Genomic DNA, 20,668 nt, shown 5'->3' with positions numbered 1-20,668 from the left:
TAAAAACAATGAAAAAAGAGAGCAGGTAAACTGCCCTCTTATGATGCCTCCTTATGTTCGGTAGAATGCTTAACACTCCCCATTCTCTTTAATTTATTCCATCCTACCGCTACTCCTCGAATAGATGAGAATATAGATTTAATTACAACATAAGTCATAAATTGACGATAAATAAAGCGTTGTAAAATTAACCACATTAACGGTTTAGGGTCCTCTTTCTCTAATTTAAATGCAAACAGAGATGCGAGAAGGTCTAATAAAAAGAATACAAGATAAAATCCTAAAACTTTTAGCGGATCGCTACCAAATAGCCCCATGATCATTAATATATCCGCTAAAGGAGCAATGAATTGCAGAACATATTGGAATAACCACATGTTAGGCAATGCAATAAATCCTAACGTTTTATGTTTTGTATTAAACAATGCCTTTCGATGTTTCCAAAGACATTGGAGTGTACCATATGACCAACGATATCGCTGTTTAATGAGACTTTTCACATCTTCAGGTGATTCCGTATAAGCATACGCCTTTTCTTCATATACAATTCTATATCCTTGACGTACAAATGTAATAGTAAGATCCGTATCTTCTGCCAATGTATCTTCACTTAAATAACCAGATTCCACTACATTTTTTTTACGCCATGCCCCAATAGCTCCTGGAACTACTGTAATACAATTTAACTCATCAAAAGCTCTACGTTCTAAATTAAACCCTGTAATATACTCAACATGTTGCCAAGTAGTTAACAAGTTTCGTCTATTCCCCACTTTGACATTACCTGAAACTGCCGCTACATTCTGATCTTCAAAGTGTCTAATCATGAGAGAAATAGCGTCTTGCGCAATAATAGTATCCGCATCTAAAGTGACAATGATCTCTCCTCGCGATTGTTGAAACGCTAGGTTCATTGCCGATGATTTCCCGCCGTTTTCTTTCTGAATGAAACGAACTTTAGGGTGTTTATAAAATGTTTCTTGCATTACTTTTAATGTACCATCTGTCGATCCGTCATCCACAACAATAACTTCAAACTCCCTATAATTACTATCCAAAATTGAGCGAATCGTCTTGGCTATCACCTTTTCTTCATTATATGCTGCTATGACAACACTTACAAAAGGTTGATAGGACGAATTAATGCAACGAGATAGCGTTTTTCTTTTCTGCTTCCATGCAAAATAAATTAAGAATAAGAATCGAAAAATACCTAATCCAATGGCAATATAAAAAATAGTTGTTACTATATGTTTAAAGTATCCCACTCCTGAAAAGACAGCTTTATTGTAAAGTAAATATTGCTTTCCTTCAGAAGAAACAGGAGGCATAATTTCATCTCGTTCTTTATTCATTAAATCTGAAATTGTTACAAAACTATATCCATGTTTTTTAAGTTCTTTAATAATAATCGGAAGCGCTTCTACCGTATGGGTACGATTCCCTCCCGCATCATGTAGTAGAACAATATTTCCCTCTCCCTTATAAACGGGAGTAAGAGCACGATTTACTAATTCATTTGTTGATGGCGTTGCCCAGTCTTCAGGATCAACTTTTTCCGCTACCATTGTATAGTTCATATTTTGTGCACGCAAAATAGGCAATATTTCATTTGATGAATCTGGGTTAGCATCCGCTTCATATGGTGGCCTAAATAAAACCGTAGAATGTCCAGTTATTTCCTGAATTAAACGTTGCGTCGTATTAAGCTCTAATTTTGTTCGTAGTAAAGACGTATCAGCGACGTTAGGATGCTTGAAAGTATGATTGCCAATTTCATGCCCTTCATCGTATATTCTTTTCACAATACTAGGATTTAGTTGCGCGTTTTCACCAAGTACAAAAAACGCTGCATTTATTTTATTCTCTTTTAATATATTTAAAATTTCCGGCGTATATTTCGGATCTGGTCCATCATCAAATGTTAATACTACTTGTTTCCCATTTGGTTTGCCATATCGTTGCACTTCGTATGCAGATGGTAAGGATTCATATACTTCATCTGTAAGATAACCATCTTTTCCCACTTTAAAATCTCTCATACCATTTTTTCTTTCATTCTCAATCTGTAAAATTTCACCTTGTCCAGAATAATTCACTTCATCTAAACTAGTAATTTTATGTAATGCATCAAGATTTTTTTGTGCCTCAATCGGATTTTTTAAAACCTTCCATATTGTAGGGTCTTCTGCTCCTAATCTCCATAGTGCAAACCCCTTTGCATTGTTGTCCAGTGCGATTTTCACTTGATTATAGAGAGTAACACTGTCTAAGAACCAAGCAGTATGTTCTTTCTCTCCTTTTTTATATCTAAAATAAGGATTTCCACTAATCTTATCCCATTGAATTTTCATATTTGAATTATGAGCCATTGCCATAACTTCTGAAAAAGTTAAAGACTTCGCAGGTTCTTTACTATTCACTTTCCAATCATATCCATAGTTACCGAAAGCAACTACAAGTTTATTAGACGGAATATTCAGTTCTTTCAATGTATGTTGGAACCATTTATTCGAAGCAATTGGCCCTGGTTCCCCCGCTCCATAGTGCTCATCGTACATCATTACAATCATTCGATCTATTACCTTCGCTAACGCACTATAATCAAAAGCCTTATCGTTAGCTGGAACATCTTGTGTAACGAGCAAACCATGTTTATGAAAGACCGTAGTAAGTTCTTTCATAAAATTTGTTAAGTTTTCTCTATCACTTTCAGGTATCGCCTCAAAGTCAATATTAATACCCGCAAATCGATTCTTTTCAACTTGCTTTACTAAATCATTTATAAACTTTGTCTTTACATCATTTGGGGAGTTCAGTAACTTATGAATTAGCCCACTATCAGGACCAGAAGCTTCCTCTGTATAGTTAGTAAGTAACGGCATAATTTTCACTTGATTTTTTTCTGCTAGTTTTACAATCTCAGGTTTTATCTCACTTCTAATCGTTAAATCTTCTTTTAAATGATACCATTCTGGTACTAACGTGGTTAATGAATTGATATTTTCTTTTAAAGACGCTGTACTATTTTCATCCCAATTTACATAAAAACCATACACTTCTTTAGGTTGTTTACTATCGCTCGTCGAACTCACCAAATTTTTATTATCCCTCATTTCGGTATTCGGTTTGAATTCTTCCTTTTTTAACTGCTCGTCACTAAGTTTTTGATTAATTGGTACAAGTTTCGTATCTTGTTTTACAGTAGGATTCATATTTGGAATTTCTGGTGTTGAAAAAATACTTTGAAAGAAAAAATATAATACAATACTTACGCTAACTATTGAGATACATAGAAACGAGATAAAAGCTATATTTCTCCTTCCTTTAGGATCATAAAAAATAGGTTTTGATTTATCTTTCTCTTGTTGAATGTTTTTCTCCATTATATTTTTCACATACTCCTTCTTAATAAAACTATAGAATAATAAAATGCAACTTTAATCAGCCCTCACCAATTGGGCATTTACAAGCAGCCCAACTCCCATCTAACTTCTTTGCCCCAGCCAAAATTAGAGATGGGAGTTTTACTGTCCACAATAGCGAGATACATCCTTTTAGCTTTGAATTGAATCTCTTACTTCCATATTCTATTGATTCTTCTTTTCATTTCCTTGTTGGTGGCCTCTATTTTCTTGTTGAGACCCCCTCCCATTGTTCCCTTGTTGATTTCCATTATTTCCTTGTTGCGATTCTCTACCGTTGTTCCCTTCCTGTTTTCCATTATTTCCTTGTTGCGATTCTCTACCGTTGTTCCCTTCCTGTTTTCCATTATTTCCTTGTTGCGATTCTCTACCGTTGTTCCCTTCCTGATTCCCATTATTTCCTTGTTGCGATTCTCTACCGTTGTTCCCTTCCTGTTTTCCATTATTCCCTTGTTGGGATCCCTTACCGTTGTTCCCTTGCTGATTCCCATTATTTCCTTGTTGGGATCCTCTACCGTTATTCTCCTGCTGATTCCCTCTATTTTCTTGTTGGGATCCTCTACCGTTATTCTCCTGCTGATTCCCTCTATTTTCTTGCTGAGATCCTCTACCATTGTTTTCTTTTATTTGCCTCGATGGCTGTTCCTCTGTTTTCTTTTGTTCTTCATGCTCTGGCTTCTCATATTTTTTTTCTTTTACAGGAGACAAATCTGGTGATGCATCAGAAGCTGACTCCTGCTGCGATTGCACCTCTTCTTCGTTTTCCACCGGATTAGACGGCGTGGCAGGTGGAGTAAGCGAATTGTTCTTCTCATTCTCTTGCTTTATATAGACTCCTGTGCCAATTCCAGCTTTTCTAGCATCCTCTCGTACTTGCATCGTGCTACTTTGATATTCGACTGTAATATGTTTTAGCTCATATTCTTTCGTTAATTCTTTCATTTCCTTTATCAACTGTGGTGCTAGTGACTTATCCTTTGCAACAGCCGTTAGCATAACTTGCTTATCATTCGTTAAATACTTATCCTCTTGACTTTGCTTTATAATCGTACGTATTACGTCTTGCAGATGTTTATTTTCCCATCTTTTCATTTCTTGTAAAATACGCCTTCCATCATCATTACGAGCCCGCAAATCTATAACACGAAGATCCTCCGTTACGCTCGCCTCTAAACTTGGATTTATATCAACTGAGACATAAGCAAACACTTTTTCTTCTGGTTGATTGTAAAAAAACAGCAATACGCATAGAAAACCAGCAACAATTACTGTTGTAGGCTTTAAGAAAGGTAGTATGGAAAAACGCGACGCTCTTTGTTCTTGTTTGTTAAACGAGATTTCCTCTCCTATCATGTATGGGTGCGCTTTTCTTTTAAATGTAATAAACTCTCCATTTGGAGTCAAAACAACTACGTTATGCTTTTTTATATCCATCACAATTCCTTTATTCATCATGCTTTTCCCCTCTTATATAATCAAGAATGTATGTATAGTTGTTTGCAAAAATAATACTCATCGCAATAATGTATTTTCTATGTCGTTCCAACGTTTTACGACTTACCCTAACAAGTGGTTCAATATGTTTTAGGGGTAATCTTTTCTTACGGAACAGCTCTTCCATCATTTCCTCTTCTTTTATAATAATCTTCACAATTTCTATTAGGTGCTCACGCGTATCACGATGCTTAGGAGATTCTTTAGCAAGCTCTGAAAATGTAATTTTAAACTCAGCTAACACACTTTGAAAATGAAGAATTTCCTCCTTACGGTTACTATTTTCGATTTCTTTCATATACTCCGTAAGCGATACTTGCCTTTCTAACATTTCCTCTTGCTCATCTTCTTTTAAAAAGACAAAGTTATGCTTAGACTCCTTGCGTATATAGTCAATTACATCTCTTTTTATAAGAAGATCAGCAAACGCTAGAAAAGATTTCCCTCTTTTATATGAATACTGTTCAATTGCTTCGTTAAACGCAAACAGTCCAATACTATATTCATCATCCTGTTCTGTAATATATCGGCGACAGACAGACGATATGGATTTTCTAATAAAAGGCTGATACTGTACGATAAATGCTTCCTTATCTCCTCCGTTGTTTTGTATGTTATATACGATATCTTCTATTTTCGGTTTTCTTAGGATCTTCATTACTAAACTCAACACTAGTAATCTTCCAGCCTCCTTCTGCTTCAAATAGCAAAATGACCACTAAACAAGTGACCATTTAACCACATTTTCTTAGTACTTTTCTTTGGGCTTGTCTACTTGCTATTACTCATATTTTTCGAGGCCGATTTTTTATATGACTATTTTTTCCACTTGTACTAAAGTGAAGTCTGTATTTTGTACTGCTTTCTTGTTTTCTTTTGCAATACCACTTGCTCTTTTCTATTTTAGCCGCAATCTTTGAATAACTCTTCGCTATATTTTTGGTAATTTTAGCTTTTTCTTTCATTTATTTTCTTCTACTTTACATATATTCGAAGGAACAAATAATTTTATGGGGGTCAAAAAAATTTTTTTTATAAAATAGTTATTTTTTCAAAAATAAAAACCATCAATTGGAAGAAAATCGTTATAACTCCTCCTTATGGTAATTCCTTTGTAAACCTTTTTATTTAAATGTATAATTGTATCAAAAGTCTGAATTTTCAGAATCAGAGGACGGCGTCATGAAAAGTTTTGGTACGTTAGTAATCTCTACCGTCATTTCAGCAGGCTTAGTGTATTATAATATCGATTCCTTTTATAATACATTTACATCCGGGAATACATATTACTGGGTAAACGGTATCCTAGCTGCTGGATTCCTTATATCCTTAATTATCAACATAAAAGATATCATCAAGAAAAACTACACAACTTCTGAATCAAATTAAGGAGCCTATTATGGTTCCTTTTTCTATGCAAAATAAAAAAGCAGCTGTTAAGCTACTTTCAATTCTTCTTATCCCCAAATGAAATGATATATATATTCTCCCGTTACACGTTCATTAATTCCAGCGATTCTAGCGAATCTCATTAAGTCCGCCCCTTGAAGAAAATACACCGAGATCGTAACTGGTACTTGTGACCACATGAATTGATAAAGCTCATTCATTCTCTGATTCGTCGAAACGATTAAATCATTTACAGGTCCATGATTCCATGCAGAGGTTTGAACTGAAGTGAACGGAAGGTCTTTCCCATTAACCACTATTCTTACCACACTTTGAGTTATGTCCATAACAATCCCCTCCACCATTACAGAATTTAGACCTGTTTCTATACTCATATTCTTGATTAATAATAAATGTTTAAGGCAACCCCCTATTTTCATTTCTACTCAAAAACAATTTATTTGATAAAATAAAAAAGCAGCGCATTCGCTACTTTAAAATGTCCATTTTGTTCAAATTCACGTTTAATGTGTACTAATTTATGTTTTTTCTTCTAAATAGACCAACGATATATTATAATCCTCTATATACCCAAGGAGGTTTACCATGCTTAATTTTCATAAAACATTCCCCATCTTAGGATTCTTTTGGTTTTTATACGGTTTCATTGGCCTCATCTTTTTATTACTATTCCTTAGCCTGTCGTAACAGCGCTTATTAATATATGTTTAATGTATAATTTCTATATAACAAAGAAAAAAGCATTCATGTCCCATTGTTATTCCTCGCTTTTTATTAAAAGGATTATTTTGTTAAAAAATTGATTCTAATTTATAACCTCTATCTTTTTCTTTTATTTCCCATTAATATTGAGTAAAACTATTTTGAAAACATAGGAGAAAGCTATGAAGCATAACCTCAATCTATGGTCCTTTATATGCTCTTTGATTTGCGTTGGACTATTCCGTTTATATTTTGAAATTCCACTTGAATTATTCAAATTTTTCACGGATTCATTACACATTCACCCTTTATTTATATTACTAGTTTTAACAATAGGAACTTTTTTTGCTGGCATTATAGGATTTTCTAAGATGAATAATTGGATTGCGATGCTTAGGAGTGTAGCAACAGTCTTACTAACATTGTTATTATCAGTGTTTTTAACACTAACTTTGATTGTGGGTTATGCATTAAGTTAAACGTAGTTTTTTATGAGTAAAACTCAATATTCCGTCAATAATATAGATGACATTAGATTTTTCTCCTTGTTCCCCCTTGGAGATGAGCAGTTAGTTTTTGCTAACTGCTCTTATATTTATAACAAAGATAAGATTCTTTAGAATGATTCTTCTTTATTTCTCAATATAAGGAGCCTTGGATTTTCATTAAAACTCCTGTAGTATATGAACAAAGAGTAAGGTAAGAGTTACTCTTTGCCATTTTAGGAAAGGTTCTGTTGGAAACAACAGGACCTTTTTTTTGTAAAGAGATGGTTTTGTTAAATTTCTCACCACTAACCACAAAAAGTATCTTATAATCGTTATATAATAAATTAAAATAATTGATTAGGAGTAGATCAAATGCCAGTTACACTAGAACTTATTCTTTTCATTCTTCTAGCAATTAGCGCTATTGGCTATTTAGTAAAAGAATTTCAAAAAACTAGGAAAAGAACACTTGGAATTTCACTAGAATTCTTGGTTCTTTTCTGGTCAATATGGAGAATATCGACTATCATAATCTGATTTGTAAAACATGAATTCCTTCGAATAAAAATCAATATTATGTCCATAATGTTGATAGGCTGTATGCCAAAATCCATTTAGTTTTCTCTGTATCTCCTTGTATTGAGCAGTTAGTTTTTGCTAGCTGCTCTTTTATTTATGAAAAAAGATACAATTTTTTATAATGATTCTTCTTTATTTTTCAATATAAGGAGCCTTGGATTTTCATTAACACTCCTGTAGTATATGAACAAAGAGTAAGGTAAGAGTTACTCTTTGCCACTTTAGGAAAGGTTCTGTTGGAAACAGCGGAACCTTTTTTCGTGATTTAAAGGTACTAAGGCAAAATGAAATATTTACCACGAAGTTAATTGTTAAATATTTTACGCTTATACAGTATAATGGGATAGTTATTGTGTATTGGCATTAAGAGGAGCGTCCTGATTAAGCGCTTCTCTTTTTTTATAAAATAGCTCCAAATTACTTGGACACATTTACCAGTTTATTCAACACAAATATCATGTTAAAATCCCTTTTGAATACGACATAACTCAACTTGGTGAAGCCCTGTAATATTTCCTGTAGGGCTTCTTTTTTTACAAGCAGTTATTTCATTAAGCTGGCTACCTTGTTGTGCAAAATAACGATTTTGTTCACTTTTTTGATACATTTATAAAACATTCATATGTTATCTTCAGTAAGTTCTATTTCCTTTATAATATTGTGTGAAGTATACCAACGAACGAAGCCTAAAAAACTCTAATAAAGTGATGAAAAAAAACTAATTTCTCTACAAAACATTGAGAAATTAGGCTTTTTAATTGAAAAAGTAGCATTCATAAGCATATCCAGTAATATTCTCTTTACCTTTTGGATAACGGATGATAAATCCTGCACGATGTGCGTTATCTTTTAGCCATTTTCCTTCCTTCGTATTTGCAAAGGCTAGCTCTAGTTCATTGTTTGCACTTTTAGAAGAAACATCCATCGTTAATCCTGTTTGATGTTCACTATGCCCTGGCTTTGCAGAGAAGCGATCCGTATGCTCTTGCCCTTTCTTTTTAACATTGTTGGCATACAGGCCTTTTTGATACTCATAGGAACGAAATCCTGAAACAGCATTCAACTGGATCTCATCTTGCTTAGCTAAAAGGAATAGTTTTTCTAACGCTTCTGCTGCTTCTTTACGAAGATGACTCTTTTCTACCGTTCCACTAAATGAGAACGGTACATTTGGTACAACTAAATCCTCTGGCATATAGTCTTCGGGTAAACCATATTCCTTATTTACTACAGCCTGTACACTAGCAAAAGAACTTGCTATCTTATTTGAAGTCCTATTTTGCTTACTATTTTTTTCTTTATTTATGGAGTTTTCACTAGTTTCATAGTTTGTCTTATATGGTTCTTTACCAATAGATATATTGGTATAAATGATAAAGATACCTAACATTACTACTATACAAGTTAAGGTTCCTACTAATTTAAGTCTCATCATTCATTTCCTTCCTGCAACTCCTACTGTTACTGTTACTGTTACTGTTACTGTTACTCATTCATCATACTTCAACCATATCAAATCCATATTAATTCCCTGTGAACTTTTCTTCATAACGTATTCCTTAATAGATTGATAGTATATCTTCCCGTTCTTTTGGCACCCTTAAAATACCCGCTCTATTCATACATGTAGAAATATAATCTAAAAATTTGTATAATAAGATAAGAAGTGTAGCATTCTATTATAGAAAGGTCTTGGTATAATGCTAGGTATTGATGTCAAAAAAACAAAAGAAGAGTTAATTATTTCATGGCAATTTGCGGAGGTCACGATTCCATTACGTGATGTAATCGAGGTTACCGAAGATGATACCTATGCGGGTGTTGAAGAACCAAGTGCAATCCGTATCGGAACAGCATATGGGACAACTGATCGTATATTAATTAGAACTGTAAAACAAAATTATGTATTATTTACTACAAACAAAGTGTCAATTTTAAAAGCTATTCTTGCTTAAATATGGTCATATAAATAGACTCAAACAAAGTTCGAATAAAGCAAAAGAGAGAAGTCATAGAATAGACTCCTCTCTTTTGCTTTATTCGAAATAAATTTTATAATCCATACTCACTTCAGTATAGATTTTACAACATAAGTACGTCTTACTGTTTCGATTCTAATATTACTAATCTTATTAAGACCAAATCCACACATCATCATTATTTTGAGTGCTATTGTTTATCTCATGCACTTTTTCGATATGATCAACTGTGTTGTAATTAATAGAAATGCCGCCCCAACCTACATACTTCATATCAATTTTCACTTTCTCACCTGTTTTAAATACTTGTCCCTTTGTTAAGAACACGTCAATAACATCTTTCTCCCCATTTTGTGATGGATACTCAACTACGACATATGTAGTCGCACTGTCTTCCATCGTACCTACTTCTGATACTTCACCAATCACATAATCAGGTGAGCCATTTTCTTTTAAATGCATACCTAATTTGTTTGTCGTATTCTCAACTTCTGTTGCAACCATATATTCCGTGAAGTTACGCATCATAGATCCAGTTGCTTTTACTTCGTCTCCTACTTTCACATTTGAAAGATTTTCTATATACACACTAACTGGTTCTTCGTATTGTTTAGATTTCACAACAATCACACCATGGTCCACTTCTACTACGCGTCCTTCTAACGTCGAGAAATTCGTTTCAATAGAAGCTGCACTCGCTTTTGTTGCTTCTAATCCTGGTAGATTTGTTCCTGATAATGCTGCGAATCCTAAAGCACCTGCTAAAATTAATTTTTTCATACCCATTCTATAACATCTCCATTCATGATAATTGTATTTGTTTGATTGGTATCGGCCAACCTGTAACTATTATAGTTACAGGTTGGCCAGAATTGCAACCATTTTATTGATGCAATCTTACATACTACATTTTCGCAATATATCTATGTAATTTTCTTATGCCTGCTTCTAACTAACAAAAAATAACTTGATAAGGTAATTAAAAGACCTTCTATTTACAATATAATCCTCGTTAGAACACAATAATGCAAACAAAAATATGCCCCCCAGATTTGTCCTCAGGTTTTGTTGAGTTTAAATTAAAGCCTACTTCTCCCTGATGTTTCCCCTTTTTATTAAGTACTTCAAATCTACCATGTTGTGTATCTAAAGCATAAAGATATTACATTGTCTAAAAAGGGCGTAGTACTGGTGTATTCAAAGGAAAGTTAATTAAAAACAGATGGATTCTAATGAATTGTGTACAGTTTAGCAGTATCTTATGAACATTATCTTAAGGATAATGGTATCACTTTATTCAGTATGTTGTTTCTTGTTTTTTCGTTGGTAGGTTTACAATAAAGAGACGATAGACATGTCTCACCTGCATATGAACATAATCGGACCCTGTTTTACTGTAGAAGTTTAAACAGGCGAAGTAACACCCTCGAACAATCGCGGGTGTTTTTTTATATTGTATGAAATGGATAAAGAGCATAGCCTTTAATTAAATATACCAATACATTAATTGGCTAAATAATACAAACGGTATGAAAAGAATAGAATTTCTACTCTTTTCATACCGTTTTACATTTGTTCATAAGTATCATATGAAATTCGTGGGAAGATGGCAGCATTTCTTTATAAATAAGACTCAAAAGTTACCATACCTGATAAAGGAAATATTAATGTAACTCTAGTTCCTTTATTCATTTCAGATTCAATGCCAATTTTCAATCCTAATTTTGAACACAGTTTTTCGCATAGATACAAGCCCATTCCTGTACTTTTGCTAAATCTCCTTCCATTCTCTCCAGTAAATCCTTTTTCGAAAACTCTATTTATATCTTTAGGTATTATCCCTACTCCATTGTCCTCTATGGTTACTATTACTGAGTTAGCTTTCTTAATTGAATATATACGTATCATTGATTTTTTGTTATTTGAGTACTTTATGGAATTTCCTATTATTTGATTAATAATAAATTCAATCCATTTCCCATCACTATATACAATCTCATCAATATCCTGTATATCTAATTTTATTCTCTTATGAATAAAATCTCTATAATTTCTTTTAATTACAGTTCTTACTACATCATCAAGGTTGATTGGTTTTATAATATAGTCCTTACCGACATTATTGCTTCGAGAATAATACAGCACCTGTTCTACAAACCCTTCGATTCGATCCAATTGGGAGTCTATTTTATTAGTTACTTCATTTTGATTATTTTCAATTATTAGCTTTGTAGAAGCTATCGGCGTCTTAATTTCATGTACCCATGTTTCTATATATTCCCTATAATCCGATTGCATATCTATATAATATTTTACATTTTCATGCATATCTCTACTTACTTCTTTCAGTATAGCGTTAAGCTTTTCCCCATGTATAAAGTTTGATTCCTTTACTACCTCTGGAAGTAGGTATTTTTTCTCCAACTTTTCTAATATGCCATTAATCTCATTATAATAATTTTTACATTTTATAAATTCTATAGCCATATATATAATCAATGGAAAAAACCAAATACAAAAGACAAAGAATATTATAATGAACTGAACATTCACAGTCAGCAATATACCTGCTAGTATAATAAATAACAGTACATTAAATAGTATTACTACCATTTTATCTTTAATAAATTCACCTATATTCATGGCATTATATACCCTAAGCTTCTTCTTGTTGCAATTGGATTTTCTATACCTATCTCTTCAAGCTTTTTTCTTAATCTATTTATATTAACAGTTAAGGTGCTATCATCCACAAAATAATCAGATTTCCATAAGGTTTCTATGAGTGAATCTCTTTTTACAATATATCCGCGATTATTTATTAAGCATGAGAGTATTTTAACTTCATTTTTAGTTAACTCTACAGACTTGTCTTGATAAGTAACTGTTGCATTTGAGAGATTTAAATTAAAATCTCTATAAATTAAGATATGATTCGTCTTTAAATCTCCAGATGTTCTTCTTAAAATGTTTGTTACTCTTGCTAATAGTATTTCTGTATTATAAGGCTTTGTTATAAAATCATCTGCTCCTAAATTCATACTTATTAGTTCATCTACATCACTATCTCTGCTTGTAACCATGATGATTGGAACATCTGAAGTTTTACGTATTTCTCTGCATATATAATAGCCATCGAACACAGGAAGATTTATGTCTAGTAATATAAGGTCTACATTCTCACTTTCTATATGTTTGATAATATGATTAAAATCTGTGGGAGCCTTTACTTCATATCCATACTTTATAAAAAAATGTTGTAATTCTTCTCTGATGATTTCGTCATCTTCAATCAGAATGATTTTTTTCATGACTTTTCCCTCCCTATACAGAATATAAGGCTATTACATCTTGAGAAACAAAGTGTAATAGCCCTAATAAGCATTATAAAATCAAGTATTACTTTTTACAATATTTTTATAACCGACATATGTCGTGTAGAAATATACTACATAAACTACAAGAAATACTAAGCCCGTCATCAATGCTGGTAAAATAATGTCTGTTTGTTGAAATCTGTTAATATAATAATTGACTACATAAATTCCAACTATAGAATGAATTATGGCAAGAAAAACTGGAAGACTAAAGTATACGAACGTTTGAATGAAAATCGTTTTGTCGATCATTGTTCCGTTTGAACCAATTCTCTTCAAAGATTTATATCGATCTATGCTATCACTGGCTTCTGATAATTGTTGAAGAGCTAATACAGCCATACTCGTTATTAAAAATACAATACCTATATATATCCCAATAAACAGTACGATAGTTTTCAATCCCTTACTTCCTGCACAAACTTCATCCTTTGATTTGCCTGCTATACGATTAATATTTAATTTCGGGCCATTTTCGTCATAAAAGCCCCGTGCAACGTTATCATATTTTTTATTATATTCTTCTCTATTTCCATCTAAATAATTTACATTAAGTACGGATTCAGTAATTTTGTAGCCTGATAAAAACTCATCATTTATAACGATTGTGAAGTAATTAGTTCGCACATCATAAGTGTAAAGATTCTCTTGTATAACTTTAGCGTTTTTTACCAAATATTCTTTTTCTTTAATATTCACCTTATTGCTATTTTTTAATCTTTCATTTGTCGAATTAGCCAACCGGCTTTCATTTGATAAAAGTAAAATTTCATTGTTATTTAAAGTGATTTCCTTTTCACCTTTAAGATTTAAAATTTTATTATAATCAGATACTTTAATGAAATCTATATCGTTATTATAATCTTTACCTTCTGGTACAAAGTCCACCACTTCCATCCCTGTTCGATATACATTATAAGATACATATTTTTCGTTATTACTTATTTTAAAATTAGCTTTATTTAATACTTCTTCTATAGTGTAACTTTCATCCTTATTCTCCAACGTAATACTGGCATCAAATGGTGTTATTTCTTTCGTTGTGGCGTCCATCATTCTGTTAAAGTTGATTCCTGTAGATAAAGCCACCATTGTAAGGAATAACATTAAACAAATTACAGACATGGATATAAAATTTGTATTAACCTTACTATTTATTTGTTTGATGATAAATATATTTAAACCTTTAAAATAGACTTTTTTATTCTTCTTTACAACATATAATATAAATCCAGATAAACTAAAGAAAAACAGCAATGTACCTAATATGCCAAGAATGATTGATACCACGAGCATAGGATTAGTAAAATTCAATCCGATTTTTAGTACAGTCACATATGCATATCCAAGTGATGCTACACACATAATAAATGTGATTACATAGATAAGAGGATTTCTAAATTTTACATCTTCGTTTTTTCTACCTGCTGTTAACAAATCAATTATTTTGTATTTAGAAACAACATATACATTAAATAACATAACAAGTAAAAACATGATTCCAAAGTATAATACGCTTTTACCTATAGCACCTGTTGAAATTGCAAATTTATATTTATTGATGGGCAAGTCAAATAGCTTTAATGCAAATGTAGATAACCCCTGCGATACTCCAATACCTATTATAAGTCCACTCACTAAAGATATAACGCCAACTAGAAATGTCTCTGTTACTAATATTCTGGATATGTTTCTTCTTCCCATACCTAAAGTCATGTATATTCCTAATTCTTTTTTACGTTTTTTAATTAAGAAATTATTTGCATACAATATTAAACCACCTAATATTACGGATACAAATACTGACACATTTGAGATAGCGTTCATTACTGTAGGCACATACTTTCTATCTGAAGCGTTAATTTCCATAAGTGCCTTTTGTGATTCTATTGAGTTAAAGCTATAAAATATACAAACAGCCAGTGTTAGTGTTAAGAAATATATTGCATAATCTTTAAAACTTTTCTTTACATTCCCAATAGCAATCTTAGAGTACATTATTATCGTCACCTCCAAGAAGGGTTATAACTTCGATAATTTTAGTAAAGAATTCTTTTCTAGAATCATTCCCTCTTACCAACTCAATAAATATTTTTCCATCTTTAATAAAAAGAATTCTACGAGCATAGCTTGCTGTAAATGCATCATGAGTAACCATAAGTATTGTAGCTTTTAAATCCCTATTAAGACTTTCAAATCTTTCGAGTAATAATCTAGCTGATTTAGAATCTAGCGATCCTGTTGGTTCATCTGCAAGTACTAAAGATGGATCTGTTACGATAGCTCTTGCCGAAGCAACCCTTTGTTTTTGTCCGCCTGATATTTGATAAGGGTATTTGCTTAATACTTGTTCAATGTCTAAATATTTTGCAACAGCTTGTATTTTGCCATCAATTTTTGAACTTTCCTCACCTTTTATAGTTAACGCTAGGGCAATATTTTCATAAGCAGTAAGGGTATCTAATAAATTAAAGTCCTGAAATACAAACCCTAATTCATTTTGTCTAAACTTATCTAGTGACTTTGATTTTAACCGAGTAATGTCACTATTATTGATTATTATTTTTCCCGTAGTAACATTATCAATAGTTGATATACAGTTAAGTAATGTAGTTTTTCCGCTTCCTGAGGGGCCCATTATCCCAACAAATTCTCCCTCATCTACCTTAAAACTAATATTATCTATAGCCTTTGTAACATTATCTTTATTACCATAATATTTTTCGATTTTTTCTACATTTAATATATTTCGCATTAATACTTCTCCTTTTTCATTATAAAAATTCTTTAACTCTCCTTCATTTTATATAATTTCATTAATAGTATCGGTGGAATTACATTTCATTAACATTACATTTTTGTTATATTGAGTGATACCTCTATATGTAAGTTATCAGGAATCGCAGTGGTATACATAAGGTTTATTCGATGCCTTACCAAATGGACAGATAAATATAGGGATATCGGTTCTGGTGCAAAAACGATAATCTTTATGTATGTCGAACAATTAAGATGGCTTCCTGCCATCCCTTGTTCGAAGCCAATTCATCTCCCACCTACTCACTGGGCTGTAACCCTTCACGCTCATTGAGAAAGGAGTTTTCTTGGCTAAAATGATAAAAAATAGTTACTAAAACATCTTTTTAAAATGTGTTTGCTCAATATAACATATAAGCTTTATGTATCCTTAAGTTCAATCATATCGAGAATTCAACTAGTCCTTTATAGAATAGAATGTTATGGAAGTTTTCCAATTAATTTTGAAATCCCTGTCATTGCCATGTATTTCTGTAGCTTTGAAATAAAGTCTTATCAAAAATATTGAACAAGATCATATTTTACAGCATGAAAAAGGAATCTATTTTGACAAAAGATTAATCAAAACTCAATTGTTTTTTTGAAGTAATGCAATATCGCCACTTTTTTCAAAACCTCGCGTCTTTCTTAAAAACATCGTGACTTTATTTCAAACCCACAAATACTGTAAATAAGACTAAATTACTAACATAAAAAAGCACATCTTGTAAAAAACAGATGTGCTTTTTTTAAAATTTTTATGCGTTTTTACGTTTTAAGAAAATAACTCCACCAACAATTAACAGTAATGCGCCTGCAGCCATAGAGATCCAACTTGTAAGGTCTGCACCTGTTTGCGGTAACCATCCAATTTTAGATTGAACTTCTTTCTTAGGTTGTGGTTGTTCTTTTGGTTGTTCTGTAGTTGGAGTATTTTTATCTTGATGCGGCTGTTCTGGTTTTGGTTGCTCCGGTTTTACTTCTTTAAATTTCACTGTCTGACCCTTATCTTCGATGTCAACGTGAATAGCTACCAAGACATTATCTTGATACAATTCTTCAAACACTACCACTTCTTTACCTTGTAATGCAGAAGCATTGAATGTGAAATCGAGTGTGATAGAACTATTCTTCTCTTTAGCAGTAAACTTAGATTCTACTGTTACTTCTTTACCATTTACTAATAATGGTTTTTTTGTTGCTTTATCCATTAGTTTACCTTTTACTACGTACTCTTTACCCACGATTAAGTCTTTGTATTCAACTTTATCTTGGATAGTTACTGTTTTAGAAGCGTCTAACTCTTTAGAACCATCAGCTTTATTTGTAGCTGTCGTTTTAATTGAAGGCTCTACAAATCGAACTGTTTGACCTACATCGTTAATGTCAGCGTGAGTTGCAATTACTTGCCCTTCATGCAATAAATCTTCGAACACAACTACTTCTCTTCCTTGCTGTTCAGCACCAACGAAAGTAAAATCTAATATTACAAAACCATTCTTTTCTTTTGCAATAAATTTAGTCTCAGCTGTTACTTCTTTACCATCAATTAATAATGGTTCGTTAATAGCTTTGTTCATTAATTTTCCTTTTACAGTGTACTCTTTACCAACAACTAAGTTAGTGTACTCCACTTTATCCTGGATTGTGATAGAATCCTTTGAATGTATCTCTTTTCCACTATCAGCTTTGTTTGTAGCAGTTGTTTTTACTGATGGCTTAACGAACTTAACTGTTTGACCTTTATCATTGATATCAGCATGTGTAGTAACAACTTTTCCGTCTTTCAGTAACTCTTCGAATACTACTACTTCTTTTTCTTCTAAACCAGTTGCATCAAAAGTGAAATCTAGTGTAATAGAACCGTTTGCTTCTTTTGGTGTAAACTTAGTTTCAGCAGTTACTTCTATACCATTTACAACTAATGTTTTATTAGTCTCTTTATCCATTAATTTACCTTTTAAAGTGTACTCTTTACCTACTTGTAGGTCTTTGTATTCCACTTTATCTTGGATTGTTACAGACTTAGAAGTGTGCATTTCTTTTGTACCATCGGTTTTATCAGTAGCTGTTGTTTTTACTGATGGAATCTTTTCATCTTTGACAATATGTTTAATGATTTGACCATTCTCTTTGATCTCAAAAGAGAATATTTCTTCATTCAATACATAACCTTTTGGTGCAACAGTTTCTTTATATGTGTATTTTCCAAATGGTAACTTTTCAAACTTCGCGATACCTTTATCGTCTGTTTTCCCTTTAACTACTTCTTTTCCTGCTTCATTATAAATAGTAAACTCTGCATTCGGAAGCTTATTGTTTCCATCAGCTACATCAACTTTTGTAATTTCTAGATCACCTTTGATAAGATGATTAACTGCTAATAGCTCAATAATTTTTCCGTGTTCCTTTATTTCGAATACAATTGGTTCTGTAATAAGAACGTAACCATTTGGAGAAGCCTTTTCTACAAATGAATATTTACCATACGCTAAATCTTTGACGTTAACTTCACCATTTTTATCTGTCTTATATTCCCCAATTACTTTCCCGCTTGCATCTTTTAGCTCGAATACTGCACCTTCTAATTTTTTACTGATATCTTCATTATCTACTTTTAGTAATTTCACACTACCTTTCACTTCTGTATTTTCCACTGTAAAAGTAAGTGTTTTATTGTGCTCTTTAATTTCAAAAGGATACTTTGTTTTATTTCCAATATATCCATTAGGTGTTTTTGTCTCTAAGAAATAATATTTACCATACGTAAGACCATCAACATTTGCAATTCCATTTTCTTTTGTTACTACTTTTTTCACTTCTGTTCCATCTTCAGTAAAGACCGTGAATTCAACATTAGGTAACATCTTACCTGAATCACTAAGTTTTTTTATTTCGATGTTACCTTTTACTTTGTTGTTTACTACTTGAACAGCTCCTATTTCCCCTGTCTTAACTTCAATAGTTTGTGGTTTATCACCTGAAACATAACCTGTTGGTGCTTTAATTTCTTTTACTGTGTAGGTACCAATTGGTAGGTTATTTAATTCTGCAGTACCATCAGCACCCGTCGTGATTTTTCCAACTGATTCATTATTTGCATTAAAGACTTCAAATATTGCACCAGCTAATATTTCTCCATTTTCCCCAACCTTTTTAATTTTTAAAGAACCAGCAGCTTCCCAATTTACTGCAAGGTCACTACTAAGCTTTTCCTCATTTCTTTCTAGTAGCACTGTAGCATTCTGAACAGTATCAGTACCGCGATAAGCAATTGCTTGAACTTTAGTTAAATTTGCAGCAACACTTAGATTAAATTCACCTGTTTTTGTATCTTTAGGAATTTGGATACGGAATTTTTCCCCAAGTAAAAGCTGATCTTTCACTTCTCCATTTTCACTAACAATTTTAACTCCATTAGGTGCATTTTTCGCTACTACTTTATAAGAACCACTCTTAGCATTTGTTTGTACTGTGTATAGGTTTGTTTCAAAAAACTCACCCTTTAATTCTGCCTTTTGCTTTTCAGCAGGAATCACATTCATAAAAATATCCTGAGTATCTTCACTTGTATTTGCAGCATTAATAATTGTCTTAGCCGCTTTTTCAACATTTTTATTTTCATGCTTTAATTCATTTACATCAAGTTGACCTAATGCATTCCAAACCGCAAGCTGAGTTGCATAATGTGCTTCATTCTTATTAGCTACTCCCAGTTGTTCTATACTTTTTTGTGGGAAACCATTTAATAGAACCCTATATACTACATTATCTGTTTTCCCCATTTCAGGAAGATCTTCACCATTTGGTGATTTTAAGCCAAGAGTTAAACAATAAGCAATTTGACCGCTTGAATTTTTAATAATTTCAGTTCGGATATCCTTTCCTAAACTGTTGCTATAACTCCAGTTCATTGAATACTTTTCATGCGTCATAACCTCCGCATTTGCCTTCGGTAGAAACACATTAAAGAATAATGCTAGTACTGATAATAATGCAAAAACTCTTTTAACAACTCTTCTCCCCAATTTTAAAACCTCCCTAGATAAAATGAATCTGATGTATTATTCAAATATTTAAAATAATCACAACGAAGATATTTCATATTATAAGACATAAAGTTACAAATATTATATTATTTTTACAAATTATTTATTTTCTCAACATCCACTATAAATTATAATATTTAAATATTTAATTTCACAAAAGTAACGATATTAGGATACCTTAACAAAATAAGAAACTTGGTAAAATACTAGAATAACGGTAGTGGGAGTACGGAAACGATTCTTGGCATGAAGGACCACTACAAAGATATTTTAATATGTAAACAGATATTTTCAGATTGAATATATGTATTAATAATGAAATTTTATTGCATTTACACCTGCAATGTTTATATAAAAGATTGTAAATTA

14 protein-coding genes and 1 pseudogene are annotated in these 20,668 nt (G+C 32.2%); 3 read left to right on the top strand and 12 right to left on the bottom strand.

From position 1 onward, the window contains the following. Positions 1-38: 38 nt before the first annotated feature. From DN393_RS17540 to sigI, 3 genes are all read right to left on the bottom strand, one after another. Positions 39-3,386, bottom strand: a complete 3,348-nt coding sequence (locus DN393_RS17540) for a trifunctional glycoside hydrolase family 18/polysaccharide deacetylase/glycosyltransferase family 2 protein (protein WP_149173737.1) — start codon at positions 3,384-3,386, stop codon at positions 39-41. Positions 3,387-3,590: 204 nt separating this feature from the next. Beyond that, positions 3,591-4,880: an anti-sigma-I factor RsgI family protein gene (locus tag DN393_RS17535; RefSeq protein WP_149173734.1), complete on the bottom strand. Its 1,290-nt coding sequence runs from the start codon at positions 4,878-4,880 to the stop codon at positions 3,591-3,593. Next, positions 4,870-5,592, bottom strand: coding sequence for an RNA polymerase sigma factor SigI (gene sigI, locus DN393_RS17530; protein WP_064475907.1), 723 nt, complete (start codon positions 5,590-5,592; stop codon positions 4,870-4,872). Before sigI ends, DN393_RS17535 begins: the two co-directional genes overlap by 11 nt. Before the next feature lie 509 nt (positions 5,593-6,101). Between sigI and DN393_RS17525 the strand changes: the two genes are divergently transcribed. Next, positions 6,102-6,308, top strand: coding sequence for a hypothetical protein (locus tag DN393_RS17525; RefSeq protein ID WP_088047108.1), 207 nt, complete (start codon positions 6,102-6,104; stop codon positions 6,306-6,308). A gap of 68 nt (positions 6,309-6,376) precedes the next feature. Here DN393_RS17525 and DN393_RS17520 read toward each other — a convergent pair whose 3' ends face one another. Next, positions 6,377-6,655, bottom strand: coding sequence for a hypothetical protein (locus tag DN393_RS17520; RefSeq protein ID WP_229135873.1), 279 nt, complete (start codon positions 6,653-6,655; stop codon positions 6,377-6,379). Positions 6,656-7,213: 558 nt separating this feature from the next. On the opposite strand from DN393_RS17520, the gene DN393_RS32050 reads away from it, so the two are divergent. Beyond that, complete coding sequence (locus tag DN393_RS32050) at positions 7,214-7,510, top strand: hypothetical protein (RefSeq protein WP_002142559.1); 297 nt, start codon at positions 7,214-7,216, stop codon at positions 7,508-7,510. 1,048 nt (positions 7,511-8,558) lie between these two features. Here DN393_RS32050 and DN393_RS31610 read toward each other — a convergent pair. Both DN393_RS31610 and DN393_RS17510 read right to left on the bottom strand, forming a co-directional pair. Then, the gene (locus tag DN393_RS31610) at positions 8,559-8,705 is read right to left on the bottom strand and encodes a hypothetical protein (RefSeq protein WP_179194442.1); all 147 of its coding nucleotides are present in this window, start codon (positions 8,703-8,705) and stop codon (positions 8,559-8,561) included. A gap of 165 nt (positions 8,706-8,870) precedes the next feature. Next, positions 8,871-9,530: pseudogene (locus tag DN393_RS17510) on the bottom strand (M15 family metallopeptidase); the annotation flags it as partial. A gap of 268 nt (positions 9,531-9,798) precedes the next feature. Here DN393_RS17510 and DN393_RS17505 point away from each other — a divergent pair. Then, positions 9,799-10,053: a SunI/YnzG family protein gene (locus DN393_RS17505; protein WP_088047107.1), complete on the top strand. Its 255-nt coding sequence runs from the start codon at positions 9,799-9,801 to the stop codon at positions 10,051-10,053. A gap of 177 nt (positions 10,054-10,230) precedes the next feature. Here the strand turns inward: DN393_RS17505 and DN393_RS17500 are convergent, their stop codons facing one another. The 6 genes from DN393_RS17500 to DN393_RS17470 all read right to left on the bottom strand — a co-directional run bounded on the left by DN393_RS17500 (position 10,231) and on the right by DN393_RS17470 (position 20,278). Further along, positions 10,231-10,863, bottom strand: coding sequence for an ATP F0F1 synthase subunit alpha (locus tag DN393_RS17500; RefSeq protein ID WP_064475910.1), 633 nt, complete (start codon positions 10,861-10,863; stop codon positions 10,231-10,233). 834 nt (positions 10,864-11,697) lie between these two features. Continuing rightward, on the bottom strand, positions 11,698-12,720 hold the full coding sequence (locus tag DN393_RS17495; RefSeq protein WP_149173733.1) for a sensor histidine kinase: 1,023 nt from the start codon (positions 12,718-12,720) through the stop codon (positions 11,698-11,700). Next, the gene (locus DN393_RS17490; protein ID WP_000720526.1) at positions 12,717-13,388 is read right to left on the bottom strand and encodes a response regulator transcription factor; all 672 of its coding nucleotides are present in this window, start codon (positions 13,386-13,388) and stop codon (positions 12,717-12,719) included. Before DN393_RS17490 ends, DN393_RS17495 begins: the two co-directional genes overlap by 4 nt. Positions 13,389-13,469: 81 nt before the next feature. After that, positions 13,470-15,452 carry an FtsX-like permease family protein gene (locus tag DN393_RS17485; protein ID WP_149173732.1) on the bottom strand — a complete coding sequence of 661 codons (1,983 nt, stop codon included), beginning with the start codon at positions 15,450-15,452 and terminating at the stop codon, positions 13,470-13,472. Beyond that, on the bottom strand, positions 15,442-16,209 hold the full coding sequence (locus DN393_RS17480) for an ABC transporter ATP-binding protein (RefSeq protein WP_064475912.1): 768 nt from the start codon (positions 16,207-16,209) through the stop codon (positions 15,442-15,444). Before DN393_RS17480 ends, DN393_RS17485 begins: the two co-directional genes overlap by 11 nt. A 799-nt stretch (positions 16,210-17,008) precedes the next feature. Continuing rightward, positions 17,009-20,278 (bottom strand): VaFE repeat-containing surface-anchored protein, encoded by a 3,270-nt coding sequence (locus DN393_RS17470; RefSeq protein ID WP_149173731.1) that lies wholly within the window; start codon positions 20,276-20,278, stop codon positions 17,009-17,011. Positions 20,279-20,668 lie beyond the last annotated feature (390 nt).

The organism is Bacillus sp. BPN334 (genome assembly GCF_008368885.1).
Taxonomy (GTDB): Bacteria; Bacillota; Bacilli; order Bacillales; family Bacillaceae_G; genus Bacillus_A; species Bacillus_A wiedmannii.
The sequence above is the reverse complement of the archived record's forward strand: the minus strand, read 5'-3'. Positions and strand labels throughout refer to the sequence as shown.